The following is a 23,665-nucleotide window of genomic DNA, read 5'->3' as shown; positions in this document are numbered from 1 at the left end:
TGTCCGGGGATCGACGGCATTATTTAACCGCCTGATTGCCCGGCCGCTGACGGAACGGAGATGAAGCGGATACGGCCGAATTATTCAGGCCAATGGGCCGACTTCCTGAATCGTTGCGGCGTTCCAGGGGTCGATGATCTTGTGCCGGATCAGCCATTTGTCATCGACCTTGACCATTGTGTCGCGATAGCAGCCGATCAGCCGTACGGATTTTTCGTCCGTTTCGTTGTCCCAACTCATGCCCGCCCAGTAGGAAATGACCAGAAGCGTGCCGTCGCCCGGATCCTTCACCGCCATATGCTGGATCCAGTGCTGGCCTGTCGGCCTGTCGGAGGGGCTGAGGAAATGGGTCGCGAAACCGAAAACCCCGCCCGCTTCCCTGTTCCACAGCTTGCCGGTAACGTCGCGGATCGTGGCGTCGTCGGTAAAATTCGCCGGCACGCCGTCGATGTTTCCGGTGTCCATGCACCAAAGGTACCGTCTCAGCGTGGCAAACACGGCCTCGCGCTCTTCCAGGCTGATTTTCGCGTCGTTCATCTTGCTTCCTCCCGTTTCAGGTTACCTGAAACAGCCTAGATCAGATCGTGTTTGATTGGGATCGCCTCTGGCGACCCAACCAGACACGTGAATCTGATCTATCTTATGAAGATATAGCACCTTCACAGGTTTGAATGGAACCTGTTGCGGTTCCATTCAAACCTGATGTGCTATAGCGCTTTCCGGCTTGCAAGTTTTACGTGATCGTTCAGAGTCAGCGGCTAACGAGCCAGACAGGACCCTGGGAGGGGATGTTTCATGCTGATCACGGACGCGCAGGTGCATGTCTGGGCCGCCCATACGCCCGAACGGCCCTGGCCGGAATACGGTTTTGGCAAGGAGCACCGGCCCGTTCCCCTGTCCGCCGCGCAGTTGACGGCGGATATGGACGAAGCCGGCGTCGACCGCGCGGTGCTGGTGCCGCCCTCCTGGGAAGGGGAATACAACGATCTCGCCATCGCGGCGGCGCAGGACTATCCGGACCGTTTTGCGGTCATGGGCCGCTTTGAAATCGGCGACCGCGCGAACGAGGCGCGCTTGGCGGACTGGAAACGGCAACCGGGCATGCTCGGTATTCGCCTGACATTCCTGCGCGCGGAACAGCAGCAGTGGTTGAAGGACGGATCGGTCGACTGGTTCTGGACGAAGGCGGAGGCGCTAGGCATCCCCATCATGGTGTTGCCGCCGGGCCAGGTTCCGCAGATCGACAAAGTGGCGGCGCGGCATCCGGGACTGCGGCTGGTCATCGACCATCTGGCCATGTCCCGCGACGTCGCTGATCCGTTTGAAGCGGTGAAAGACGTCCTGACCCTGGCGCGGCACGGCAACGTGGCGGTGAAGACGACATGCCTGCCGGGCTATACGGACGAACCGTACCCGTTCGCGGGAATCCGCCATCATATAGAAGCGGTATTCGACCGGTTCGGTCCCGACCGCATGTTCTGGGGTACGGATCTGACACGCCTGCCATGCAGCTACCGGCAGGGCGTTACCCATTTTACCGAGGAACTGCCCTTCCTGAAGGGGAAGGATCTGGAACGAGTGATGGGAACGGGAATCTGCGACTGGCTGGGCTGGGCGTACTGACCCGGGGGCATATTTCGAAAGGGGAGGCTGAAATGGCGGTCATGCTGGGGAGTGGCGAATTCACCTATCGAGAGGAACGGGACTGGGCGAAGCTGCCGGACGGCTGGTATTTTGACGACGTGGCGGCCGTCGCGGTCGATGACAAGGATCAGGTTTACGTCTTCAACCGCGGCGAACACCCGATGATCGTGTTCGACCGGGACGGCAATTTCCTGCGATCCTGGGGCGAGGGTGTATTCAACCGGCCGCACGGGATTTCCGTGGCGGCGGACGGCACGCTGTACTGCACCGATGACGGCGACCACACGATGCGGCAATGCACGGCGGACGGCAAGGTGCTGATGACCATCGGCGTGCCGGGCCAGCCGGCGCCGTATATGAGCGGCGAACCCTTCCACCGCTGCACCCATACCGCGCAGTCGCCGCAGGGCGATATCTATGTGTCCGACGGCTACGGCAATGCGCGGGTGCACAAATATGCGCCGGACGGCAGGCTGCTGTTTTCCTGGGGCGAGCCCGGCACCGACCCCGGCCAGTTCAACATCGCGCATAACATCTGCTGCGACGCCGACGGCTGGGTCTATGTCGCCGACCGGGAAAATCACCGGGTGCAGGTGTTCAACGGTGACGGCAAATACGAAACCCAGTGGTACAACATGCACCGGCCCTGCGGACTGTGCATGGGCATGGCCGGCGATCCGAATTTCTATATCGGTGAACTGGGCCCGGGCATGAACGTGAACATGAACATGCCGAATATCGGGCCGCGCGTTTCCATTGTCACCAGCAAGGGGGAAACCCTGGCGCGGCTGGGCGTGCAGCCCGGCGGCTACGGGGCCGGACAGTTCATCGCGCCGCACGGGCTCGCGGTGGACCGGCATGGCGATATTTATGTCGGCGAAGTGTCCTTCACCAATCACCGCAATACCAATCGGGAGGCGCCGAAGGGCCTTGTCAGCCTGCGGAAACTCGTTCGCACCGGCGGGTGAACTGGCGGGCCGTCGCGGGTGTCACGGTTCAGCCAGGATCATGTCGGCGGCTTTTTCCGCGATCATGATGGTGGGGGCGTTGGTGTTGCCGCAGATCACATTCGGCATCACCGAGGCGTCGACGACATAAAGCCCTTCCATGCCGTGCACCTTCAGCCTCGGGTCTACCACGGCCATGGAATCGACGCCCATCTTGCAGGTGCCGGCGGGGTGCCAGTTGGAGGCGCCGTCCGCGCGGGCGTATTCGAGCAGCGCCGCGTCATCGGCGGTATCCTTGCCCGGCGTCAGTTCGTAATCGTAGTGCGGGCTGAACACCTTGGTTTCCATCATCCGGCGCGCGATCTTCATGCCTTCGACGGCAGTCCGCCGGTCGTTCTCGGTGCTCAGCATATTGTGCCAGATTGACGGTTGCGCCCGGAAATCCGGCGATTTCGCATGTACATAGCCCCGGCTTTCCAGCCGCAGCATGGTCACACCGATGGTCACGCCGGGTTCCGGGTCGAGCCTGCGATCCTGAATGGACTTGTAGGTGCCGGGCAGGATCTGGAACTGCACGTCGGGCGAGGCCAGTTCCTGCCGGGTGCGCACGAAGGCCCCGATCGGCAGGGTCGGCATCGACAGCACGCCGCGTTTGCGCAGGAAATAGTCGATCCCTTCGCGGAGGCCGCGCAGCCCCCGGACCCGGTCGTTGAAGGTCAGCGCCCCCTTGGTGCGCCAGCGCATCCGCACACAGTAATGGTCCTGCAGGTTTTCGCCGACGCCCGGCAGGTCATGGACAACCGGAATCCCCAGCCCTTGCAGCCGTTCGGGATTGCCGACGCCGGACAGTTCCAGAATCTGCGGGGAGGCAAAGGCGCCGCCTGACAGGATCACCGCGCCGCCGGCCCGCGCCTCCCGGTCCTGGCCGCGCTGGTCGTATTCTACGCCGACGGCCTTCTTGCCCTCGAAAATGACCCGTTTTACGGTCGCTTCCGGCTGGATATCCAGGTTGGGCCGGGATTTCGCCGGGTTCAGATAGGCCACCGCCGTGCTGCAGCGCCTGCCGTTGCGGATTGTCGCCTGATGATAGCCGATGCCTTCCTGCACGCGGCCGTTGATATCCTCGTTATAGGGAATGCCGGCCTCGATCCCGGCCGCGATCATCGCCTCGCAGATATCGGCTTTTTCATTGACGTTGGAGACGCTGAGCGGCCCGCCCACGCCGTGGATATCGCTTTCGCCGCGTTCGTTGTCTTCGGCCTTGCGGAAATAGGGCAGGACCTCGTCATAGGACCAGCCCCGGCAGCCCATCTGCGCCCAGGTGTCGAAATCCTCGACCTGCCCGCGCACATAGACCATGCCGTTGATGGAACTGGAACCGCCCAGCACCTTGCCGCGCGGCAGGAAGTATTTCTTGCCGTGGTTATATTCTTCGGGTTCTGATTCCAGGCACCAGTTCACATCCGGGTTGATGACGTTCTTGCCGTAACCGAGCGGTATATGGATCCAGAAATTCCGGTCTTCCGGACCGGCTTCCAGCAGCAGCACCCTGTTCTTCGGTTCGGCGCTCAGCCGGTTCGCCAGCACGCATCCGGCCGAACCCGCGCCGACGATGATATAATCGTAATCCATAGCCGCAATCCTCCCGCATGCCCCCGGCGCCGGTTTTCCCGGCATTGTCGCAAGGGGGAAGGCTAAAGTAATTCAGCGTAGCCCGGCAAGCGCCGCTTCCAGCCGTTTCAGGTCTCCGGCGCGGCCCGGAACGCCAAAGCGCAGCCAGTTCGGGTTGTGGTCGAAATTGCGGATCAAAATGCCGGACGCGCCCAGCCGCCGGCAAATTTCCGGGGCGCGCGCATCGTCGACCAGCCGGAAAAGATCGGTGCCGCCGGTGACGTGCAGGTTCGCGGCGGCCAGAACGGCGTCCAGCGCGGCGCGCCGTTCGGCAAGCCGCTTGCGCGCGCCAGCTATCCAGCCGTCATCGGTCAGCGCCCGTGCGCCGATTTCCTGCGCCGGGCCGGAGACGGCCCAGGGACCGAGCCGCCGCGCCAGCGGTTCGATCAGTTCCGGCGGTCCGGCGGCAAAGCCGAGCCGCAGTCCCGCCAGTCCGAAGAACTTGCCGAAACTGCGCAGCACCACGACGCGGTGCGCCTCGCTAAGATGGGGCAGGACGCTTGATTCGGGCGCAACATCCGCAAAGGCCTCGTCGACGATCAGCAGGCCGCGCCATGCGGTGATCGCCGCGGCGAGCGCCAGCAACTCCGTGGGCCGGGCGGTCCGGCCGTCCGGGTTGTTCGGGTTTACGACCACGACGATATCCGCCGCGCCCGACGCGGCAATGCTGGCTACATTCCGGATTTCATATCCCCGTTCCCGCCAGACACGTTCGTGTTCGGCATAGGTCGGTCCGACAATCGCAATCCGCCCCGCCGCGGCGATGCCGGGCAGGGATTGCAGCACGGCCTGCGACCCGGCCGCCGCGACCAGCGCAACGCCGTCCGGCACGCGGTAGTAGCGCCGGGCCGCCGCCAGCAACCCGTTCATCGCGCCGGATTGCGGCAGGCGCTGCCAGGTTTCCGCCATGACATCCAGGCCGGGATAGGAATCGGGATTTATCCCCGTGGAAAGGTCCAGCCATCCCGCCGCGGGAACGCCGAAACGGGCTTCGGCATCGGCAATATCGCCGCCATGGGGCAGGGGGGAGGGGTCGGTTGTATCCATCTTCGTCAGCATACGATGCCGCACCAACGTGTTGCTATCCTCATCGTTATAGAATCGGCGTGCCATCGACGTCGCTTGTTCCGGGTTGTGCCCGCGTATAGATTTTGCCCATACAGGGCCGCGTCTGCGGGCGGCGGCATATGTTCAGTAAGCGCCCGGACGGGTGGCAATTTACAAGGGGTATCGGACATGGCTGGTAACGGCAGGATTGCGATTGTGACAGGGGCGGGCAGCGGGATCGGGCGGGCGTCCGCCGTGGCGCTGCTCAAGGCGGGATATTCGGTGGCAATTGCCAGCCGGGGCATGGAAGGGCTGCAGGGGACCATCGACGCGGCCGGCGCCGATGGGGAACGCGCGCTTGCGGTGCCGACCGATGTCGGCAAGCAGGATCAGGTCGATAACATGTTCGCCAAAGTGATCGAAAAATTCGGCCGGCGGCTGGACGTTATCTTCAACAATGCGGGCGGCGGCACCCCGGCGATCGGGCTGGAAGAGCTGACCTTCGAGCAGTATCAGAATTGCGTCGCGGTGAATTTGTTCAGCACTTTCCTGTGCACCCAGCATGCGATCCGCATCATGAAGGACCAGACGCCGCAGGGCGGCCGCATCATCAACAACGGTTCGATTTCCGCGCATGTGCCGCGGCCGAACTCACTGCCCTACACGTCCTGCAAGCACGCGATCACCGGCATGACCCGGTCGACCGCGCTGGACGGGCGCAAATACAATATCGCGTGCAGCCAGATCGATATCGGCAATGCCGCAACGCCGATGACCGACCGCATGGTCGCCGGCGTGCTGCAGGCGGATGGCTCGACCGCGGCGGAAGTGCGCATGGATGTGCAGCATGTCGCCGACGCGGTTGTGATGATGGCCAACCTGCCGCTGGATACGAATATCCAGTTCATGACCATCATGGCGACCAAGATGCCCTTCATAGGCCGAGGCTGATGGCTGGCGGGGACAAGCCCGACCTTCTGGTCGTCTGCCACACGGCGCCGTTCCTGCTGGCCGACCTTGAGGCGGAATACACGCTGCATAACCTGTTCCTTGCCGACGACAGGGAAGCGCTGCTGGCCGAGGTGGGGGACCGCATTCGCGGCATCCTCGCCGGCGGCATGCAGGGGCCGGACGCGGCGCTGATCAACCGGCTGCCGAATCTGGAGATCATCGCGTCCAACAGCGTCGGTTACGATGCGACCGACGTGGCGGCGGCGAATGCGCGCGGCGTGCCCGTGACCCATACGCCGGATGTGCTGACGGATGACGTGGCCGATCTGGGCATGGCGTTCATTATCATGGCGCCGCGCCGGATCGCGGAAGCCGAACGCTTCCTGCGCGCCGGGAAATGGCAGCAGGGGCGGATGGAACTGGGGACCAATCTGCGGGGTAAGAAGCTCGGCATTCTGGGGCTGGGCCGGGTCGGCAGCGCGCTGGCGAAGCGGGCGCAGGGTTTCGGCCTCGATATCGGTTTCTATGACATCGTGCCGAAGAACGACACGCCCTACCGCGTCTACAGCAGCCTGCTGGAAATGGCGGAAGACAGCGATATTCTGTTTGTCTCCTGCCAGGGCGGGGAAAGCACGCGGAAACTGGTCAGCGCCGAGGTGCTCGATGCGCTGGGCCCCAGAGGGTTCCTCGTCAATGTCGCGCGAGGCACCATCGTCGATCAGGACGCGCTGGTGGCCGCGGTCAGGGAGAAGCGAATCGCCGGTGCGGCAGTGGATGTATTCGAGGACGAACCAAACGCGCCGGAAGAACTGTTCGATGTCGAGAACATCATCATGACTCCGCATATCGCCAGTTCCACCGGTGAAACCCGCCGGGCGATGGCCGACCTGGTGCTGGAAAACCTGCGCCTGCATTTCGCCGGCAAGCCGCTGAAGACGCCGGTAAGAGTTTAGTTTTTGCCCTCAGGCGCCGGTTGTCCGGCGTCTGAGGGGAAGACATAAAATCAACTATAGCTGCGGCTCATGCCCTCCGACGGGTCGGCCTGCGGGCCGTAGGGGACGATCGGGTAACGCAAGCCCACTTTGGACAGGCCTTCCAGTCCCTCGATGCCGCGGACGAACTCATCGGGCGGCATGGCGATCAGCAATTCGTCATCGGCGACGCCGCCGTATCGGCGTTCGGCAAAGCAGGGGATGGAAATGCTGGTTTCCTTCGTCGCCAGTGCTCGGCCCCAGGAATCGGAACACGCGCTTTCGCCGGTAATCGTCATGTCGTAACGCTTGTAGCGCTTCCACTGCAACCCGTTGACGAACAGGATGATCTGGCCCGGCGTACCATAAAACAGCACGATGTCCGGATCGTCGATACGCCCCGACCGCAGCGGCGATACGACGGTTCCCATGAATTTTCCGGCTGGTACGCGGGTCATTTGCAGCTGATGCTGGTGGGCTGCCTCCCGGTTCTCGAACCAGACACCGTCCATATGTTCGCCGGACAGGCAGGCCTCGACCGGCTGGTCGATACCCATGACGCCGCCGCAATTGGAGCCGGGCCGGACATTATCTGCGCCGATTCCAAGCGTGAATCCGGCCATTCGGGCCTGGGTGACAAGTTGGCATGTCGTGTGTCGCCTGCCCTCGGTCGGCCACCGCAATCCGGGAATTTTCTCCATATCTTCCCGGCGGGTAAATTGTTTCATGGCAATAGGCAAAGTCCGGATTTTCAGCAGTTCCAGAAGCTTGCCCGCAAGTGTCTTCAGTGTCGCGCCATCGACGCTGGAATCGGTCATAGGTTCTCTCCCTCAAGTCCCTTGGTACTTTTAACGTTAGCACGGAAACGCCGCATTGTTGCGAGACATCGAAATGCTCGTTAAAATAGTATTTCCGCGCGATGGGCTTGTTCAGGGCGCTACCAGGAAGTATGACTTGTTACCATACCATGATAGTACAGGTTGCGAGTGTACCGGTACGGCATGCAAGGGGCGGGCAAGCGGGTTGGTTAAAAGGGCATTCGGTCATGTGTTCTCCGTGCCGGGAACTGCAATGGCTCTGGCGGGCGGGTTCCGGCCGCCACGGGCATTTCCTCCGCGATCGCGCGATGCCGAGGGACGTGCCGGTGAATAATCAGCAAAAAACCGAAGAACTCCGATTTCGTGAGGCGATGGAAAACGCCGTACAGGGTTTTCTTGTTCACCAGGACTTCAAGCCGATCTTCGCCAACAAGGCGTTTGCCGAATTGTTCGGGTATTCAGATCCTGAAGCGATCATGGCTAAGGACTCTATCATGGAGCTTTACGCGCCGAATGAACGCGAACGGCTGCGTGGTTACCGCGATGCCCGGCTGCAGGGCATGCCCGCGCCGTCGTCATACGAATACCAGGGACTGCGCGCTGACGGAACGCTCGTCTGGCTGGAAAATTTCGTACGTCTTGTCGATTGGGGCGGTGTACCCGCAATTTTCAGTTCGGCGACGGATATTTCCGACCGGAAGAGAACCGAAATGCTTTTACGAGAAAGCGAGCGGCGGTTCCGGGACTATGCCGAGTCGGCTACCGACTGGTTGTGGGAAATGGATGAAAGCCTGCGCTGGACCTATTTTTCCGGCCGGTTCGAGGATGCGACCGGGCATCCGCCTTCCCGATTTATTGGCAAGAGCCGCCGGGAATTCATCGAACAGGGTGACACTGTCTATGGCCCGATGACGACGCGTGAGGACTGGGAGAAGCATCTGGCCGACCTGGATGCCCGTCGACCGTTCCGGAATTTTCTCCATCCCCGAATACTGCCCGATGGCCAGGTTCGCTACATGTCGATAAGCGGCAAACCGGTCTGGGATGACGACGGCAGCTTCAAGGGCTACCGGGGCACCGGCGCCAATGTGACTGATCAGGTTACGGCCGAACTGGCATTGCGCCAGCGCGAGATGGAATTGCGCATGCATCGCGACCAGGCGCAGGAAGCCAATCTCGCGAAATCGAAGTTCCTCGCGAATGTCAGCCACGAATTGCGGACGCCGCTCAACGCGATCATCGGCTTTTCCGATATCATGAGTCAGTCGCTGCTGGGAGAACATGACCCGGTGCGCTATCGGGAATATTCAAGGAATATTCATGACAGCGCCGGTCAACTTTTGAAGCTGATCACCGACATCATGGATATCACGACAATCCAGGCGGGCGAGCATCCGTATGCGAACGAGACCTTTTCGTTCGCGGAAATCGTCGACGAATGCTTCGAACTTACCCGGCAACAGGCGCCGAACAGGGTTGTTTCCCTGAAGCGGGACATCCCGGAGGACCTGCCGCCGCTATGTGCAGACCGCAAGGCCATACAGCGTATATTGCTGAACCTGCTGTCCAACGCGACCCGGTTTACGCCGGATGGCGGGCTGGTCACGGTATCGGTGCGTCTGACCGGGGACTGGTTCGATGTCGCGATTACGGATAACGGCGCCGGCATTCCGCCGGAAGATCTGCCCAGGCTTACCGACCCGTTCGAACGTGGTCAGCGCGACCCCTATAGAAGCGAGGAAGGCGCCGGCCTTGGTCTGACGATTGTCCAGTCGCTGGTCGAAATGCATGGCGGCAAGCTCAGGATCGAAAGCGAACTGGGCAAGGGAACGAAAGTCAGTTTCATGCTGCCGTCCGTAGCGGCCTGAATGCCCGAACGACTCAGCCGTGCAGCGCCGCTTTGGCCAGCATGACATGGATGCCTTTGTGGACGTTTACGGTCTGGCTCACATGCAGGTCCGCCGCGAGGCTGCACAGCATATAGGCCTCTTCGCGTGACAGGTTGGCTTTCTCCTGAATGAGGACGATCATCTCGCGCAGCGCCTGCTTCGCGGCGGCGTCGAGCGAGGGATCGATACCGGTCGTGAGATAATGGGTCTCGGTTTCGGCTCGCGGCATGGAAATCGCGCCGGCCTTGTGCACGGTCAACTGAAACGTTCCCGACAGGCAGGTTTCGATGGCGGTGCCGTCAACCTCCCCGTCGCCCTGCACCGCATGGCCGTCACCGGCGGAAAACAGCGCGCCGTCGTTGAAGACCGGCAGGAAGAGCGTTGTGCCTTTACCGAGCGCCTTGATATCCAGGTTGCCGCCATGGGCGCGGGGTATGATCGAGGTGATGCGGCCCCATTCGGGCGGCGGCGCGACGCCCATGACGCCAAAGAAGGGGCTGAGCGGCAGATCGACGCCCCAGGGCATGCGCCCGGTCATGGTTTCCCTGTCGAGCGGAATGTGAACCAGCGTCATTGCGGGAAAATCCTCGGGCAGGGTTCCCGAAAGCGGCCGGATACGGTTCCAGCCCCAGTTCTGTCGCAGCGACACGTCGAGGATCTTCACCTCCAGCATATCGCCCGGTTTCGCGCCCTGCACCGCTACCGGACCGGTCATGATATGGCCGGCCTGGGCGGCCGCGACTTTCCGGTGAATAACCGGATGTTCGGGCAGGATTTCGAACCCGTCGGGCGGCATGATGTCAGGTCCGCCGGAAACGGTATGCAGGGTTACGGTATCGCCGGACTGGATTTCCAGTACTGGCGGCAGGGCCGCATCGAAGATGCCCCAATGAACGGTTTCCGGGCTGGCGTCGACCACATGGCTTGCAGGCATCACGCATCCTTTCCGAAATTCACAGATCAATCCGATAGAACGCCGAGGCGTTCTTCGAAAACAGTTTCTCCTGATCCTCGCGGGGAAAATCAGCGACGATCGTCTTGAAGGAATCGTAAATCATGTCGTAGCTGGCGCGCAGCCCGTCGACAGGATAGTTGCTGGCGAACATGCAACGGTCGATGCCGAAAATTTCGATGGTTTCCAGAACGATGGGCCGGTTGTCTTCGAGCAGCCAGGGCCCGTCCGGCAGGCACAGGCAGGAGATTTTCGTCACCACATTCGGGCAATCGGCCAGGGCGTGCATACCGCGCCGCCACATGTCGAGCCCCGCCGGGCTGCGGTCCCAGGGAAAGCCGGTATGGTTGAGGTTGATACGCGTGCCGGGAAAGGCGCGGGCCACCGCGGCCGCTTCCTCCAGGTGCCACGTCGGGACCCGAAGATCCCAGGACAGATCGTATTTTTCCAGCAGGGAGAATCCTTCCAGCCAGCGCGAATGCTGCATGGTGCCGGGCGCACCCGGAGTCATGGAATCTTTCGAGGATGCGGTGACCGGTTTCGAGCGGATGCCGCGCATCAGGGGAATGGCCGCCTGTTTCGCCAGAACTTCCTCGCTGTTGTCCCGGTCGAGCCAGGCGTGGCCGACAATGGCGTTGGGGAAGCCGTAGCGCGCATTCAGCGCCATGATCCATTCGCTTTCCTGGACCTGGGAATCGCGGTGGCATTCCGCTTCGCAATGCACCGTGCCGATCACATTGTGCTTCGCGGAATCCCTCCGGTAATCCTCCGGCAGGTAGTTGCGACGGATCGCCGTGTTGTCGCCCAGAAAGAAGTCGGTCCGCGGCGGCCCGGACAGAGACGGATAGTCCAGATGGTCGAGGTCCCATAGGTGATGATGCGCGTCGATTATGGCGATGTCGTCGATCCGGCTCATGCGGCAGGCTCCGTCGCGGTAAAGGCGCCCCAGTGAGAACTGTGACTGATCCTGCCCATGTTTTCCCCCAATCGGTTACAGACCCGTACGCTACAAGCCTGGCCGAAAATTGGCCAGAGCCAGCATTGCATCCGCATATTGTCATTTTCTCCCTCATTTGGGCGATTTCGGCCGGGAGACATTACCCTCCAATGCAAATCGTCAAACCAATCAATGAGGAACCGAATATGGGCAAGGCCGTTATCAGCGCTACTGAACACCGCGCCATCCTGGATGCGTATTGGGAACAGATCGAGTTCGGCAGCCGGCCTGAATCGGCGGTGAATCTGGCGACTATTGTGTATCAGCAACGGCACCCTGCCGTCCCCGTTGCGGAAGCGCGCAACGTTGTCGACGGTATCCTCGAATCGACGCGGATGGTCAATTGACCCCCGACGGAAGTTGGGATGGTGGCGGCAAAATGATATATGCACCCGTTTTGTATTCGGAAGACCGGCGCCTTGTGACAGACGCCTTTACCGGCGAATTGCAGCGCGGGCAGGCTCGCCGGGCCGCGCTCAATTACGCGACGGCGGTTTATCTGCAGCGTCATCCCTTCCTTGCCGTTGGCGAGGCCCGCGCCATGATCCGCGCCGCCCTGGGCGAAAACGCCTGACAGCACAACACGACACGTCTTTGTTGCCTTGTCAGGGACGGTGCTGTACCTACGCGCCTGTCGGCAATCGCGAGGACGGGGACGGGGATTGAAATCGGCCAATGCCGCCTTCTGCCGTGATATTGCGGTTGAGGCAAAGGTGACCGCCGCTCCCGTCAGCGCCTTTTATACGACCGATGGTCCGGAACATTTCGTCCGCTTCTGCTTCTCGAAAAAGGACGATGTGCCGGACGAGGCGATCTGCTTTATCTTTATGGAATTAAAGCAAATTCACGTGGTAAATCAGAATCACCTCGGGCGATTCTGATTTACCACGATTTGATTTCGGGAAACGCCTGATAGGATAGGCGTCAGAGGGATATTAAAATACGGATGGGGAATATGACGGACAGCAATGACGGCAAGGGAATGCGCAAGGGGCTGACCAGCTACGGGGATGCCGGGTTTTCCCTGTTTCTGCGCAAGGCCTTCATCAAGGCGATGGGCTACAGCGACGATGCGCTCGACCGGCCGATTGTCGGCGTCATCAATACGTTCAGCGGCTACAACGCATGCCACAGAAACGCGCCGGACCTTGTGGAGGCGATCAAGCGCGGCGTGATGCTGGCGGGGGGGCTGCCGGTCGAGTTTCCGACCATATCCGTCCATGAGTCCTTCTCCCACCCGACCTCGATGTTCATGCGGAACCTGATGTCGATGGACACGGAGGAAATGATCCGCGCCCAGCCGATGGATGCGACCGTCATGATCGGCGGCTGCGACAAGACCGTGCCGGCGCAGTTGATGGGCGCCGCCAGCGCCGGAGTCCCGGCGATCTCCGTGGTGACCGGGCCGATGATGACCGGCAGCCACCGGGGCGAGCGGCTGGGCGCCTGCACCGATTGCCGGCGTTACTGGGGCATGTACCGGGCGGGCGAAATCGACGAGGCGGAGACCGAGGAGGTCAGCGGCAGGCTGGCGCCGACCGCGGGCACCTGCATGGTGATGGGCACGGCCAGCACGATGGCCTGCATGACCGAAGCGCTGGGCATGATGCTGCCCGGCGGCGCCGCGATCCCGGCGGTGGCGGCCGACCGGCTGCGCCATGCGGAAGCCGCCGGCACCCGCGCTGTGGCAATGGCGAAAACGGGCGGGCCAACCCCGGCCGAAATCATGACCCCGGAAGCGTTCTCGAACGCCTTTCGCGTGCTGCTGGCAATCGGCGGATCGACCAACGGGCTGGTGCATATGACGGCGGTCGCCGGGCGGCTTGGAATCAAGGTCGACCTGGAGGCGATCGATCGCCTGGGCCAGGAAACGCCGGTGCTGGTCGACCTCAAGCCTTCGGGGCAGCACTATATGGAGGACCTGGAGAAAGCCGGCGGGCTGATGACGGTGTTGCGGGAACTGAAGCCGCTGCTGCATCTCGACTGCATGACCGTCACCGGCCGGACGCTTGGCGAAGAGATCGAGGCGGCCTCGCCGCCGTTCAAACAGGACGTGGTGCGGCCGTTCGGTAACCCGCTTTATCCGCAGGGCGGTATCGCCGTGTTGCGCGGCAATCTCGCCCCGGAAGGCGCCATTGTGAAACAGTCGGCGGCAAGCGAGCGGCTGATGACGCATACCGGTCGCGCCGTCGTATTCAAAAATCAGGAAGACCTTGCCGCGCGGATCGACTCCCCGGACCTGGATGTCACGGCGGACGATGTCCTGATCATGCAGAATGCCGGGCCGAAAGGCGCGCCGGGCATGCCCGAATCCGGCTATCTGCCGATTCCGAAGAAGCTGGCCTCGAAGGGTGTGAAGGACATGTTGCGGATGTCGGATGCGCGGATGAGCGGCACGGCCTTCGGGTCCATCGTCCTGCATATAACTCCGGAATCCTATGTCGGCGGGCCGCTGGGGCTGGTGCGCGACGGCGACATGATCAAACTGGACGTGCCGAACCGGTCGCTGGAACTGCTGGTGGACGATGCGGAACTGGCGCGCCGCCGGGCCGAATGGACCGCGCCGCCGCCGCATGAAGGGTCCGAACGCGGCTATCTGAAACTGTATATGGACCATGTGCGGCAGGCGGATGAAGGCGCGGATTTCGACTTCCTTGCCAAGGCCCCCGACGGCCGCACGACTCCTGTGTGAGGACGCCATGACCCTGCCTCTCGACGCGACGCTGAAGCTTGGCATCCAGACGATCCATCGCCGGACCGAACCGGCGACCGGGGTATGGGAGCCGCGTATCGACGAACTGGTGTCGTTCGTCGAAATGGTCGACCGCTGCGGCTACGATTCGATCTGGCTCGGCGATCATGTCTCGTTTCCGATCCCGTTTTTCGACCCGCTGATGATGATCGCGCAGGCGGCGGTGGTCAGCCGCAGGCTGACTTTCGGTACGGGCGTCTACCTGTTGCCCTTGCGCCATCCGGCGCCGGTGGCCAAACAGGTATCCACCCTGGATCACCTGACCGAGGGGCGGCTGATTTTCGGCGTCGGCGTCGGCGGGGAGTTTCCCAAGGAATACGAACTCTGCGGCGTGCCCAGGGCCGAACGCGGCGCGCGGCTGAGCGAAGGCATCGACGTGTTGCGCAAGCTGTGGACCGGGGAACCGGTATCGCATAATGGCAGGTTCTACAATTTCACCGATATACCGATGAAGCCGCCGGGCCGGCAGCCGGGTGGGCCGCCGATCTGGTGCGGCGGGCGTTCCGAGGCCGCGCTGCGCCGCGCGGGACAGCAGGCGGATGGCTGGATTTCCTATGTCGTGACACCGCAGATGTATGCCGAATCGCTGGCCCGGATCGCTGAAGCCTCGCAACAGGCAAATCGCCGGATGGAACGCTATGGCACCGGGCACCTGCTGTTCGCCCGGCTGGACGACAGTTACGAGGCGGCGCATGACGCGGCGACCGAAACGCTGAGCATTCGCTACAATATGGATTTCAGGAAAGCGGCGGCCCGTTATGCGGCGCTGGGAACCCCGGAACAGGTTGCGGAAACCATCCGGGCGTTCCATGCGGCGGGCGCCCGTCATGTAGTGCTCGACCTGCTGGGGCCCTATGAGCAGCGGACGGCGCAGATCGAACGTTTCGCCGGAGATGTCATTCCGCTTCTGCAGGACCTGACAGGGACGGTATAGCCTGTTTATTGTTATTTCACCGATTGCGCGCTCGCGCGGTCGGGAATCCCCCCTTATAAGGGTGACCAGAGCGAATCCCCGATAATCAGGAGCTTCGATGGAATATACAAATTTCGGAAAAACCGGGATGCGCGTGAGCGTTGCCGGTCTGGGGTGTGGCGGCGGCAGCCGGCTTGGCAAGAACCGCGGCATGAGCAAGGCGGAATCGGTGGCGCTGGTGCGGACGGCGATGGACCTGGGCGTCAATTACCTCGATACCGCGCATAACTATACGACGGAAGATATCGTCGGAGAGGCGATAAAGGCGATGCCGCGCGATCAGATTTACGTCGGCACCAAATCGATAATCCGCAGGGACGGCAGGATGCTGTCGGTTGAGGAGGTCATCGCGAGCCTGGAGAATTCGCTGCGGGAACTCGGCACGGACTATGTCGATGTGTTCCAGTTTCATGCGATCACGCCGGAAACGTATGACGATGCGCTGAATATCTATGCGCCGGCGCTGCTGAAGGAAAAGGAAAAGGGCAAGCTGCGCTTCCTGGGCTTCTCCGAATCGCCGCCGAACGATCCGAACCAGGAGGTGCTGAAGCGCGCCGCGAAGGACGATGTCTGGGAGGCGATCATGTTGGGCTTCCACATGATGCACCAGAATGCGCGGCACAACGCGTTCCCCTATACACAGGAGAAGGGGATCGGCACGCTGCTGATGTTTGTTGTCCGCAGCATCTTCAGTATTGAAGGACGCCTGCAGTCGGACATGAAGGAACTGGCGGCCGCGGGCAAGGTGCCGCAATGGCTGGCGGACAAGGAAAATCCCCTGGACTTTCTCATCCATGAAGGCGGCGCGGATAGCGTGATCGACGCGGCATATCGCTATGCGCGGCATGAGCCGGGCGCCGATATCATCCTGTTCGGTACCGGCAATGTGGAGCATCTGAAAACCAATCTGGCGTCGATTCTGGCGCCGCCGCTGCCAAAGGAAGACGTGGCAAAGCTCGAAGAACTGTTCGGCCATTTATACGGCGTCGGGCTGGATGTGCCGCAAAAACGGACAGCGTGACGAATAACACTATTTACGGGAGAAACCGATGGATCTGGGAATCAAGGGGAAAAGCGCCCTCGTACTGGGCGCCAGCAAGGGGCTCGGCTATTCGACGGCGCGGGCGCTGGCGCAGGAAGGCGTGGACATCGCGCTGAGCAGCTCCAGCCAGGAGCGCGCCGATGAAGCCGCAAGGAAACTCGCCGCCGAAACCGGCGCCAAAGTCGTCGGTCTGGTCGGCGATGTGTCAAATCCGGACAACATGAACGTGCTCGCCGATGCCGCCGTGAAGGCGCTGGGCGGGGTCGATATCCTGGTCAACAATCACGGCGGTCCGGCGCTGGGTTTCGCGATGGACCTGAAGGAGGAAGTGCTGCGCCAGCAGTTCGATTCCATGGTGGTCAGCATCATCCGGATCACCAGCCTGCTGGTGCCGGGCATGATCGAAAACAAATGGGGCCGGGTCCTGTTCATCGGTTCCTCCGGCAATATCGAACCGCTCAACAACATGGTGCTGTCGAACACGCTTCGCGGTGCAATTGTGAATTATTCGAAGACGCTGGCGAACGAAATCGGCAGGGACGGCGTGACCGTCAATGTCATCGCCCCGGGCGGCGTGTTGACCGATCGGACGCGGTCGTCGTCGGAAAACGACGCCAAGCGGCTCGGCATTACCTTCGAGGAAGCGCTGGCGCGCCGCGTATCGACCGTGCCGATGGGCCGGTTCGGCGATCCGGACGAATTCGGCGGTGTCGCGGCGTTCATGTGCTCGCAGCAGGCCGGCTACTGCACCGGTTCGATCTGGCGTGTCGATGGCGGCCGGATCAAGAACATCATCTGAGGAACCCGCATGAAACTCGTCAGTTATCGCGATGCCTCCGGCGACACCTACGGGGTCGCCGATGGCGGCGGCATCATAGAGGTCGGCCGGGCTTCCGGGCTTGGTCATGCGGATCTGAAATCTGTCCTGGAAGCGGACGCGCTGGACGCGGTGCGTGATTTCGCCGCCGGCCGGCCGGCGGATGCGGCGCTGGACGATGTCACGTTGCTGCCGCCCATCGGCAAACCGGACAAGATCATCATGGTCGGGCTGAACTACGCGACGCATATTGCCGAAACGGGGCGTGACAAGCCGCAATACCCGATGCTGTTTCCGCGCTATGCCAATTCCCAGGTCGGTCACGGCCAGCCGATGATCCGGCCGAAAGTGTCGGAATGTTTCGACTTCGAAGGCGAAATGGCCTTTGTGGTCGGCAAGGCGGGCCGCCATGTGGCAAAGGAGGATGCCTACGGTCACGTGGCCGGCTACGCCTGTTACAATGACGGCAGCATCCGTGACTGGCAGCGCCACACGATCCAGTTCATGCCGGGGAAGAGCTTTATAGGCACCGGCAGTTTCGGTCCCTGGCTGGTCACCACCGACGAAATTCCCGACCCGGAGGTGATGTCGCTGGTGACGCGATTGAATGGCGAGGAAATGCAGCGGGCGACCATCGACGACCTGGTTTTCGGCGTACCGGAACTGATGGCCTATATCACGACGTTTACCGAACTGGTGCCCGGCGACGTGGTCGTGACCGGCACGACCGGCGGCGTCGGCGCCTATCGTACGCCGCCCTTGTGGATGAAGGATGGCGACACGGTTGAAGTCGAAATTTCCGGTATCGGCGTGCTGCGGAATCCGATTGTCAACGAATAACCGGCTGTGAACAAACCGGTCCGCTTGCTGTCAAAAGGGCGCGGGCCGGTTTCTTATACAAGTCGGGAGGAGACCTATTCGTGCACCAGGACTTCGCTCTCGACGATATATGACGTAACGGATTCGATGAACAGTGCGCCGTCGGCGAACATGGCCTTCGCTTCCGGCGTCGCCAGCGCCGTCTTCATCGCCTCCTCGTCATCGAACCACATTTCAACGATCCCGTCATAGGACTGGTCTGCCGGCGGCAGGTCGGGATGGCGTGCGTCGCCGACCACATGATGCTGAACATAGCGCCGGACACCGGGCACGTTCTGACCCAGCGGGCCGTGAATTTCCAGCCAGTGCTCGCGGAACTGCTCCGAAGTGAACTCCGGCTTCCGTTTCAGTAATCCCATGCGTTTTATCATAGATTAGCCCCTTGTCGCATTGTTAACGGAAGTCGAACCCGCGTCCCTTGAGCTGCTGGCGCAGCTTGTCGCGCTGCGGCGGGTGGAATTTCTTGTCCATGTCATGGGTCCATGAATCCGGCGTGGTCTTGACGCCATGCGACGTGTAGTGCTCCGCGAGCGCGGAGTCGTACGCCTCCATGGACGCAACCGTCGCCTTTTCGTCGTATTTTTCGTAATGGATGGTCATGCCGGTATCCATGCGCGGCTTCTGGTCCGGCGCCTGCGCCGGCCAGCCAAGGCACATGCCGAACACGCAATAGACCCGCTGCGGCAGCCCCAGAATTTCAGCGATTTTTTCCGGATCGTTGCGGACGGCGCCGATCATCAGCCCGCGCAGCCCGATGGATTCCGCGGCGAGATAGGCTGACATGCCAACGAGGGCGGCATCAATGCTGGACACCAGGCCGACTTCGAGGTTGTTATCGTTGAGATTATGCTGATGCAGGTTCAGCGCGTATTCGATCCGCCGCAAATCGGCGCAGAAGGCGATGAAAACAGGCGCCAGTGCGACGTGTTTCTGATTGCCGGTCGGTACCGACAGTTTCTGCTTCGTTTCCGGATCGCGGACCACGATGGCGGTGTAGGACTGGATATTCGAGGAAGTCGGGGAGCGAAAGGCCGCCTTCAGGACAGCTTCAATGGTTTCTTCTGTGACTTCCTGATCGCTGTATCGGCGAACGCTGACGCGGTGCAGCAGGCATTCGATGGTTTCGCTCGTTGTCGGGCTGGTCTCTGTCGTTGTCGTATCGGGCATGGCTTCTTTCCAGTTATCTTAACTATTCGAAACATGCCGGAACCCATAGCACGAAAGGGGCACATGGGTATAATCGCGTGAGGGACTGAAAGGCAAAATATCGGGAGCGTGGTATGGCGGCATTGCCGGAAAGCGTCATGGCCCTGATGCGGGCGTTCGGGAAGGCGTTCAACCGGGCCGATATCGACGGCATACTGGCCTGCGTCACCGAGGATTTTGAATGGCGCCAGGCCGCCGGACCCAATGCGCCGGACGGCAATGTCGTGTCCGGGCGGGAAGCGGTGCGGCAGGCGCTTGCCGAGCGGGATACGATGTACCGCGATATGCGTTTCTCCGAGGCGGAGGTCTTCATGGCGGGCGAGGACCGGGTCATCGGGACATTTCGGGCAACAGGGCAATACGCCACCGGTCAGGCGCTCGATGTTCGCGGGGTGGATATCTACACGCTGCGTGACGGGTTTATCGCGACCAAGGACAGTTACTGGAAGATCGTCACGCCGCAGTGAACAACCATTCGGTGCGCCGCGCGGCGACTGGTGGTATCACGTCGTATCGATACGTAATTTCTGCATAACCTCATTTTCACAAAGGATCGGTGACATGGGCGGAACGGCTCGAATTCTGGCTTTCGCGGGCAGCGCCCGTGACGGCTCCTTCAACAAGAAACTGATCCGCATCGCGGCCGATGGCGCGCGCGACGCGGGGGCGGCGGTTATCCTTCTGGATCTGCGCGATTACGAGATGCCGATCTATGACGGCGACCTGGAGGAGAACAACGGTCTTCCGGAAAACGCTCTCAGGTTGCGCGGCATTTTTGCGGAACATGACGGCTTGCTGATCGCGGCGCCGGAATACAACAGTTCGATCACCCCGTTGCTGAAGAATGTCATCGACTGGGTGTCGCGTCCGTCCGGTGACGATGCGGCGCTGAAATACATCGCGGGCAAGACGGCGGCGCTGGTCGCAACCGCGCCGGGCGCGCTGGGCGGGCTGCGGGGTCTGGTCCATGTCCGTCAGATCCTCGGTAATATCCAGGTGACGGTCCTGCCGAACCAGGTGACGGTGCCAGGCGCCAGATCGGCTTTCAAGGAGGATGGCAGTCTGGCCGATGAAGGGCAGCAGAAGGCAGTTCGGGCGGCTGGCGCGGCGCTGGCGACCGTTACGGCAAAGCTCGTCGCATGACCGCGCTGTCGGCGGATCAGCGCCGGGTCGTTGTCCAGATCGCCGCGGCCACGGTCTACTCGGCCGTCGTGATGTGGGTCGGCGCGACACAGCTTGCCGTCGACCCGGCTGTGACGACCAATCGGCTGCCTTTCGTGCTGGGCTGGCTGTTGCTGCCGGGGTTGTGCCTGCTGGCCGCCATTGTTCGCGTTGGCATGTCACGTTTCAACGATTCCGCCACATTTGACGGGTCGCCACCGCCAGCCGGCAGCCACGCGGAAATTGACCGCCGCTGTCTGCAGAACACGCTCGAACAGGTCGTGCTGGCCGCCATCGGCTGGATCGTGCTGGCGCTGGCGCTACCATCGTTCCATCTCGGCGTCATCCCGGCGATGGCAGTGTCCTTCGTCTTCGCGCGTCTGTGCTTCTGGATCGGTTATCGCCGGTCCGGGGCGTCGCGCGCCTTCGGCTTCGCGGCGACCTTCCTGCCGACGGTGGCGTCCTATGCGTGGACGCTGTTGCTGGTTTTCACGAATTAGATCAGGTGTGCTCTATCGCAGCAGGTCGCGAATCCCGACCGACTCGTCGGCCAGTTCCGCCGGAGAGGGCGTCCGTTTTGCCGTCATCAGGCGCTTGACCATACGCATGTCGCGGGCGCGGTTCAGTCCGATGGCGCCGGTGATCGTGTCGCCGTCACGCTGGAACAGGATGCCGTCCCGGGCGACGATATCGCCGCGCATCACCGTCCGGTTCCAATACAGCGGCACGCCGCAGACCTGAAGGTTCACATCGAACTGGTCCGACCAGAACCAGGGGATCTCGGCAAAGGGTGTATCCGCACCGCATATATTCCGCGCGGCGGCAATTGCCTGATTCTGTGCGTTCTGCCAGGATTCCAACCGGATATGCCGGCCCAGCAGCGGGTTGAAATGTTGCGTGACATCACCTGCCGCATAGATGGCGGGATCCGAGGTCCGGCAGTATTCGTCAACGGTGATACCATTATCGACCGCAAGACCCGCAGCCTCTGCCAGTGCGGTATCCGGCACGATTCCGATGCCGACGACGACCGCATCGGCGTTCAGACTGTCGCCGGATGACGTGATAACCCGTTCGACCCGGCCGGCGCCCTCGATACGCGCGATGCCGGTCCCCAGCCGCAAATCGACGCCGTTTTTCCGATGCAGTTCCGCGAAGACCGTACCTACCGCCATCGGCAGGGCGCGACCCATCAGCCGGTCCGCAAATTCCAGGACCGTGACGGTGCAGCCGCGGGTTCGCGCGCTTGCAGCGATCTCCAGCCCGATAAACCCGCCGCCGACAACGACAATGTGGCCCTGGCGCGCAAGGAGCCCGGCGATGGCGCGGCTGTCGTCGATGGTGCGGAGCGTACGCGTTTCCGGCAGTCCGGCGCCGGGGATGTCGAGCGTTCGGGCGTAACCGCCGGTGGTCAACAGAAGGCGGTCATAGGGAAGCTCTGTTCCGTCGTCCAGCCGAACACGCGCCGCCGCGCGGTCAATTTCAACGGCGAACTGCCCGAGATGGAGGTTGATGTTCCGGTCCGCGAACCAGTCTGCGGCGAACATCACCTGAAACGGGACATGGTCGCCCGCCAGCAATTCCTTCGACAGGGGCGGACGCTCATAGGGTAGATACGGTTCCGCGCCGACCAGATCGATCCGCCCCTCGAATCCGGCCGCGCGCATGGCTTCAACGGCCCGGCCGCCAGCCTGGCCTGCGCCGAGGACGACAATCGATTGTGTGTTCGTGACAGTCATACCTGAATATACAGGCCTGCCCCGCACAATGTCTGCACATCCGGCAGATATGCCGGTGACGCAATCGTCCGATCACGTATGTGTACATTGAAAACAGGTGAAATTTCGGGGAAAATTGCCATATAGTGTATTATCGAAATTACGGAATTGTTAGAGGGCTGGAACAATCGAAAACTCACCGCAAATCCCGGGAAGCGCGCAGCCAAAGCCTGAGGACGTCTCCTACGATCTCGATCGGGCGCTTTCCTCCATCGTATCCGTTCGGACGCAGATTCCCGCAGACGCTATGACGGCCCGGATGCTGGGCACGGAGCGGGCGGGACATGGCGTTGTCATCCGCGACAACGGCCTGATTTTGACAATCGGCTATCTGGTCACGGAAGCGGAAACGATCTGGATTGTCGATATCAATGGCAGGGCCATAGAAGGCCACGCCCTGGCCTATGACCAGGAAACCGGATTCGCGCTTGTTCAGGCGTTGGGGTCCCTGAACCTGCCGGCGATGCCGCTCGGCAGCGCGAAGGATCTGAAGGAAGGCGATATCGCCATTCTCGCCGGGCATGGCGGGCGGTCGCAGGCGATCAAGACCCAGATCCAGGCCAAGCGGGAATTCGCCGGCTACTGGGAGTATCTGCTGGAAGAAGCGATTTTCACCGCGCCGCCGCATCCGAACTGGGGCGGCGCCGGCCTGATCGGGGGTGACGGCAGCCTGTGCGGGATCGGGTCGCTGTTCGTGCAGCAGGTTGTGCCTGATAAGGGGCAGGTCGACGGCAATATGGTCGTCCCCATCGACATCCTGAAGCCGATCATGGACGACATGCTGACCTACGGAAAAGTGCAGAAGCCGCCGCGTCCCTGGCTTGGCATGATGACGACCGAAATGGAAGACGTGCTGGTCGTTGCGGGGCTGGTTGAAGACGGCCCTGCGCAGGAAGCGGATGTCCGCGTTGGGGATTTCGTGCTTGGCGTCAACGGTCGGCCGGTGGAGGAGCTTGCCGGCATGTTCCGGAATATCTGGTCGTCCGGCGAGGCCGGCGTCGAAATTCCGCTTACCCTGCAGCGGGACGGCGAATTGATCGACATCACCGTGAAATCGGTCAACCGCGCGGCACGACTGAAGTCGCCCCGGATGCATTAATCCGGGACAGGCGCCCGACCGGATTTTCCCAAAAAGCATGCGGGCACACGCCGGCGCCCTCCGGCGTGTGC

26 protein-coding genes are annotated in these 23,665 nt (G+C 61.9%); 17 read left to right on the top strand and 9 right to left on the bottom strand.

Features of this window, described 5'->3' with window-relative positions; genetic code table 11:
- Positions 1 to 84: 84 nt before the first annotated feature.
- Positions 85 to 537: a nuclear transport factor 2 family protein gene (locus tag WD767_13180; GenBank protein MEX2617042.1), complete on the bottom strand. Its 453-nt coding sequence runs from the start codon at positions 535 to 537 to the stop codon at positions 85 to 87.
- A 258-nt stretch (positions 538 to 795) separates the two neighbouring features.
- Between WD767_13180 and WD767_13175 the strand changes: the two genes are divergently transcribed.
- A complete protein-coding gene (locus WD767_13175; protein ID MEX2617041.1) occupies positions 796 to 1,623 on the top strand; it encodes an amidohydrolase family protein in 828 nt (275 codons plus the stop codon).
- Between the two features lie 32 nt (positions 1,624 to 1,655).
- Complete coding sequence (locus WD767_13170) at positions 1,656 to 2,612, top strand: peptidyl-alpha-hydroxyglycine alpha-amidating lyase family protein (protein MEX2617040.1); 957 nt, start codon at positions 1,656 to 1,658, stop codon at positions 2,610 to 2,612.
- Positions 2,613 to 2,633: 21 nt separating this feature from the next.
- Here the strand turns inward: WD767_13170 and WD767_13165 are convergent, their stop codons facing one another.
- Together WD767_13165 and cobD are read right to left on the bottom strand one after the other, a co-directional pair.
- The gene (locus WD767_13165; GenBank protein ID MEX2617039.1) at positions 2,634 to 4,223 is read right to left on the bottom strand and encodes a choline dehydrogenase; all 1,590 of its coding nucleotides are present in this window, start codon (positions 4,221 to 4,223) and stop codon (positions 2,634 to 2,636) included.
- 72 nt (positions 4,224 to 4,295) lie between these two features.
- Complete coding sequence (gene cobD / locus WD767_13160; GenBank protein ID MEX2617038.1) at positions 4,296 to 5,333, bottom strand: threonine-phosphate decarboxylase CobD; 1,038 nt, start codon at positions 5,331 to 5,333, stop codon at positions 4,296 to 4,298.
- Between the two features lie 165 nt (positions 5,334 to 5,498).
- On the opposite strand from cobD, the gene WD767_13155 reads away from it, so the two are divergent.
- Together WD767_13155 and WD767_13150 are read left to right on the top strand one after the other, a co-directional pair.
- Positions 5,499 to 6,260, top strand: coding sequence for an SDR family oxidoreductase (locus WD767_13155; protein MEX2617037.1), 762 nt, complete (start codon positions 5,499 to 5,501; stop codon positions 6,258 to 6,260).
- Complete coding sequence (locus WD767_13150) at positions 6,260 to 7,213, top strand: 2-hydroxyacid dehydrogenase (GenBank protein MEX2617036.1); 954 nt, start codon at positions 6,260 to 6,262, stop codon at positions 7,211 to 7,213. The genes WD767_13155 and WD767_13150 overlap by 1 nt, the downstream gene beginning before the upstream one ends.
- A 50-nt stretch (positions 7,214 to 7,263) precedes the next feature.
- Here the strand turns inward: WD767_13150 and WD767_13145 are convergent, their stop codons facing one another.
- Positions 7,264 to 8,049, bottom strand: a complete 786-nt coding sequence (locus tag WD767_13145) for a DUF169 domain-containing protein (protein ID MEX2617035.1) — start codon at positions 8,047 to 8,049, stop codon at positions 7,264 to 7,266.
- A gap of 326 nt (positions 8,050 to 8,375) precedes the next feature.
- Between WD767_13145 and WD767_13140 the strand changes: the two genes are divergently transcribed.
- Positions 8,376 to 9,917, top strand: a complete 1,542-nt coding sequence (locus WD767_13140) for a PAS domain S-box protein (protein MEX2617034.1) — start codon at positions 8,376 to 8,378, stop codon at positions 9,915 to 9,917.
- A gap of 13 nt (positions 9,918 to 9,930) precedes the next feature.
- On the opposite strand, the gene WD767_13135 is transcribed toward WD767_13140, so the two are convergent.
- Positions 9,931 to 10,872: an acetamidase/formamidase family protein gene (locus WD767_13135; GenBank protein MEX2617033.1), complete on the bottom strand. Its 942-nt coding sequence runs from the start codon at positions 10,870 to 10,872 to the stop codon at positions 9,931 to 9,933.
- 19 nt (positions 10,873 to 10,891) lie between these two features.
- On the bottom strand, positions 10,892 to 11,806 hold the full coding sequence (locus WD767_13130; protein ID MEX2617032.1) for an amidohydrolase family protein: 915 nt from the start codon (positions 11,804 to 11,806) through the stop codon (positions 10,892 to 10,894).
- A gap of 227 nt (positions 11,807 to 12,033) precedes the next feature.
- On the opposite strand from WD767_13130, the gene WD767_13125 reads away from it, so the two are divergent.
- The 8 genes from WD767_13125 to WD767_13090 all read left to right on the top strand — a co-directional run bounded on the left by WD767_13125 (position 12,034) and on the right by WD767_13090 (position 18,311).
- Positions 12,034 to 12,234 (top strand): hypothetical protein, encoded by a 201-nt coding sequence (locus WD767_13125; GenBank protein ID MEX2617031.1) that lies wholly within the window; start codon positions 12,034 to 12,036, stop codon positions 12,232 to 12,234.
- Between the two features lie 32 nt (positions 12,235 to 12,266).
- A complete protein-coding gene (locus WD767_13120; protein ID MEX2617030.1) occupies positions 12,267 to 12,461 on the top strand; it encodes a hypothetical protein in 195 nt (64 codons plus the stop codon).
- Between the two features lie 88 nt (positions 12,462 to 12,549).
- A complete protein-coding gene (locus WD767_13115) occupies positions 12,550 to 12,768 on the top strand; it encodes a hypothetical protein (GenBank protein ID MEX2617029.1) in 219 nt (72 codons plus the stop codon).
- A gap of 74 nt (positions 12,769 to 12,842) precedes the next feature.
- A complete protein-coding gene (locus WD767_13110) occupies positions 12,843 to 14,579 on the top strand; it encodes an IlvD/Edd family dehydratase (GenBank protein MEX2617028.1) in 1,737 nt (578 codons plus the stop codon).
- A gap of 7 nt (positions 14,580 to 14,586) precedes the next feature.
- Positions 14,587 to 15,573, top strand: a complete 987-nt coding sequence (locus tag WD767_13105; protein ID MEX2617027.1) for an LLM class flavin-dependent oxidoreductase — start codon at positions 14,587 to 14,589, stop codon at positions 15,571 to 15,573.
- Between the two features lie 97 nt (positions 15,574 to 15,670).
- Positions 15,671 to 16,633 (top strand): aldo/keto reductase, encoded by a 963-nt coding sequence (locus tag WD767_13100; protein ID MEX2617026.1) that lies wholly within the window; start codon positions 15,671 to 15,673, stop codon positions 16,631 to 16,633.
- Between the two features lie 28 nt (positions 16,634 to 16,661).
- Positions 16,662 to 17,453, top strand: a complete 792-nt coding sequence (locus WD767_13095) for an SDR family oxidoreductase (GenBank protein ID MEX2617025.1) — start codon at positions 16,662 to 16,664, stop codon at positions 17,451 to 17,453.
- 9 nt (positions 17,454 to 17,462) lie between these two features.
- On the top strand, positions 17,463 to 18,311 hold the full coding sequence (locus WD767_13090; GenBank protein ID MEX2617024.1) for a fumarylacetoacetate hydrolase family protein: 849 nt from the start codon (positions 17,463 to 17,465) through the stop codon (positions 18,309 to 18,311).
- Between the two features lie 74 nt (positions 18,312 to 18,385).
- Here WD767_13090 and WD767_13085 read toward each other — a convergent pair whose 3' ends face one another.
- Together WD767_13085 and WD767_13080 are read right to left on the bottom strand one after the other, a co-directional pair.
- The gene (locus WD767_13085; protein ID MEX2617023.1) at positions 18,386 to 18,709 is read right to left on the bottom strand and encodes an EthD family reductase; all 324 of its coding nucleotides are present in this window, start codon (positions 18,707 to 18,709) and stop codon (positions 18,386 to 18,388) included.
- A gap of 34 nt (positions 18,710 to 18,743) precedes the next feature.
- Positions 18,744 to 19,517 carry a nitroreductase family protein gene (locus tag WD767_13080; GenBank protein ID MEX2617022.1) on the bottom strand — a complete coding sequence of 258 codons (774 nt, stop codon included), beginning with the start codon at positions 19,515 to 19,517 and terminating at the stop codon, positions 18,744 to 18,746.
- A gap of 113 nt (positions 19,518 to 19,630) precedes the next feature.
- Here WD767_13080 and WD767_13075 point away from each other — a divergent pair, with 113 nt between their 5' ends.
- The 3 genes from WD767_13075 (at position 19,631) to WD767_13065 (ending at position 21,217) form a co-directional block, all read left to right on the top strand.
- Positions 19,631 to 20,023, top strand: coding sequence for a nuclear transport factor 2 family protein (locus WD767_13075; GenBank protein ID MEX2617021.1), 393 nt, complete (start codon positions 19,631 to 19,633; stop codon positions 20,021 to 20,023).
- A 94-nt stretch (positions 20,024 to 20,117) separates the two neighbouring features.
- Entirely contained in the window at positions 20,118 to 20,699 is a 582-nt protein-coding gene (locus tag WD767_13070; GenBank protein ID MEX2617020.1) for an NAD(P)H-dependent oxidoreductase, read from the top strand.
- On the top strand, positions 20,696 to 21,217 hold the full coding sequence (locus WD767_13065) for an MAPEG family protein (protein MEX2617019.1): 522 nt from the start codon (positions 20,696 to 20,698) through the stop codon (positions 21,215 to 21,217). The genes WD767_13070 and WD767_13065 overlap by 4 nt, the downstream gene beginning before the upstream one ends.
- 12 nt (positions 21,218 to 21,229) lie before the next feature.
- On the opposite strand, the gene WD767_13060 is transcribed toward WD767_13065, so the two are convergent.
- The gene (locus WD767_13060; GenBank protein MEX2617018.1) at positions 21,230 to 22,456 is read right to left on the bottom strand and encodes an FAD-dependent oxidoreductase; all 1,227 of its coding nucleotides are present in this window, start codon (positions 22,454 to 22,456) and stop codon (positions 21,230 to 21,232) included.
- Between the two features lie 286 nt (positions 22,457 to 22,742).
- Here WD767_13060 and WD767_13055 point away from each other — a divergent pair, with 286 nt between their 5' ends.
- Positions 22,743 to 23,594, top strand: coding sequence for a S1C family serine protease (locus WD767_13055; GenBank protein ID MEX2617017.1), 852 nt, complete (start codon positions 22,743 to 22,745; stop codon positions 23,592 to 23,594).
- The last annotated feature ends 71 nt before the right edge of the window (positions 23,595 to 23,665 follow it).

This window comes from Alphaproteobacteria bacterium (assembly GCA_040905865.1).
Classification (GTDB): domain Bacteria; phylum Pseudomonadota; class Alphaproteobacteria; order UBA8366.
This window is presented reverse-complemented; position numbering and strand designations above follow the sequence as displayed.

Excerpts from the sequence above, each read along its gene's own strand:
- WD767_13180 (MEX2617042.1), bottom strand. The coding sequence starts at position 537 with ATGAACGACGCGAAAATCAGCCTGGAAGAGCGCGAGGCCGTGTTTGCC.
- WD767_13175 (MEX2617041.1), top strand. The coding sequence starts at position 796 with ATGCTGATCACGGACGCGCAGGTGCATGTCTGGGCCGCCCATACGCCC.
- WD767_13170 (MEX2617040.1), top strand. The coding sequence starts at position 1,656 with ATGGCGGTCATGCTGGGGAGTGGCGAATTCACCTATCGAGAGGAACGG.
- WD767_13165 (MEX2617039.1), bottom strand. The coding sequence starts at position 4,223 with ATGGATTACGATTATATCATCGTCGGCGCGGGTTCGGCCGGATGCGTG.
- WD767_13155 (MEX2617037.1), top strand. The coding sequence starts at position 5,499 with ATGGCTGGTAACGGCAGGATTGCGATTGTGACAGGGGCGGGCAGCGGG.
- WD767_13150 (MEX2617036.1), top strand. The coding sequence starts at position 6,260 with ATGGCTGGCGGGGACAAGCCCGACCTTCTGGTCGTCTGCCACACGGCG.
- WD767_13145 (MEX2617035.1), bottom strand. The coding sequence starts at position 8,049 with ATGACCGATTCCAGCGTCGATGGCGCGACACTGAAGACACTTGCGGGC.
- WD767_13135 (MEX2617033.1), bottom strand. The coding sequence starts at position 10,872 with ATGCCTGCAAGCCATGTGGTCGACGCCAGCCCGGAAACCGTTCATTGG.
- WD767_13130 (MEX2617032.1), bottom strand. The coding sequence starts at position 11,806 with ATGAGCCGGATCGACGACATCGCCATAATCGACGCGCATCATCACCTA.
- WD767_13125 (MEX2617031.1), top strand. The coding sequence starts at position 12,034 with ATGGGCAAGGCCGTTATCAGCGCTACTGAACACCGCGCCATCCTGGAT.
- WD767_13120 (MEX2617030.1), top strand. The coding sequence starts at position 12,267 with ATGATATATGCACCCGTTTTGTATTCGGAAGACCGGCGCCTTGTGACA.
- WD767_13110 (MEX2617028.1), top strand. The coding sequence starts at position 12,843 with ATGACGGACAGCAATGACGGCAAGGGAATGCGCAAGGGGCTGACCAGC.
- WD767_13105 (MEX2617027.1), top strand. The coding sequence starts at position 14,587 with ATGACCCTGCCTCTCGACGCGACGCTGAAGCTTGGCATCCAGACGATC.
- WD767_13100 (MEX2617026.1), top strand. The coding sequence starts at position 15,671 with ATGGAATATACAAATTTCGGAAAAACCGGGATGCGCGTGAGCGTTGCC.
- WD767_13095 (MEX2617025.1), top strand. The coding sequence starts at position 16,662 with ATGGATCTGGGAATCAAGGGGAAAAGCGCCCTCGTACTGGGCGCCAGC.
- WD767_13090 (MEX2617024.1), top strand. The coding sequence starts at position 17,463 with ATGAAACTCGTCAGTTATCGCGATGCCTCCGGCGACACCTACGGGGTC.
- WD767_13085 (MEX2617023.1), bottom strand. The coding sequence starts at position 18,709 with ATGGGATTACTGAAACGGAAGCCGGAGTTCACTTCGGAGCAGTTCCGC.
- WD767_13080 (MEX2617022.1), bottom strand. The coding sequence starts at position 19,517 with ATGCCCGATACGACAACGACAGAGACCAGCCCGACAACGAGCGAAACC.
- WD767_13075 (MEX2617021.1), top strand. The coding sequence starts at position 19,631 with ATGGCGGCATTGCCGGAAAGCGTCATGGCCCTGATGCGGGCGTTCGGG.
- WD767_13070 (MEX2617020.1), top strand. The coding sequence starts at position 20,118 with ATGGGCGGAACGGCTCGAATTCTGGCTTTCGCGGGCAGCGCCCGTGAC.
- WD767_13065 (MEX2617019.1), top strand. The coding sequence starts at position 20,696 with ATGACCGCGCTGTCGGCGGATCAGCGCCGGGTCGTTGTCCAGATCGCC.
- WD767_13060 (MEX2617018.1), bottom strand. The coding sequence starts at position 22,456 with ATGACTGTCACGAACACACAATCGATTGTCGTCCTCGGCGCAGGCCAG.
- WD767_13055 (MEX2617017.1), top strand. The coding sequence starts at position 22,743 with ATGACGGCCCGGATGCTGGGCACGGAGCGGGCGGGACATGGCGTTGTC.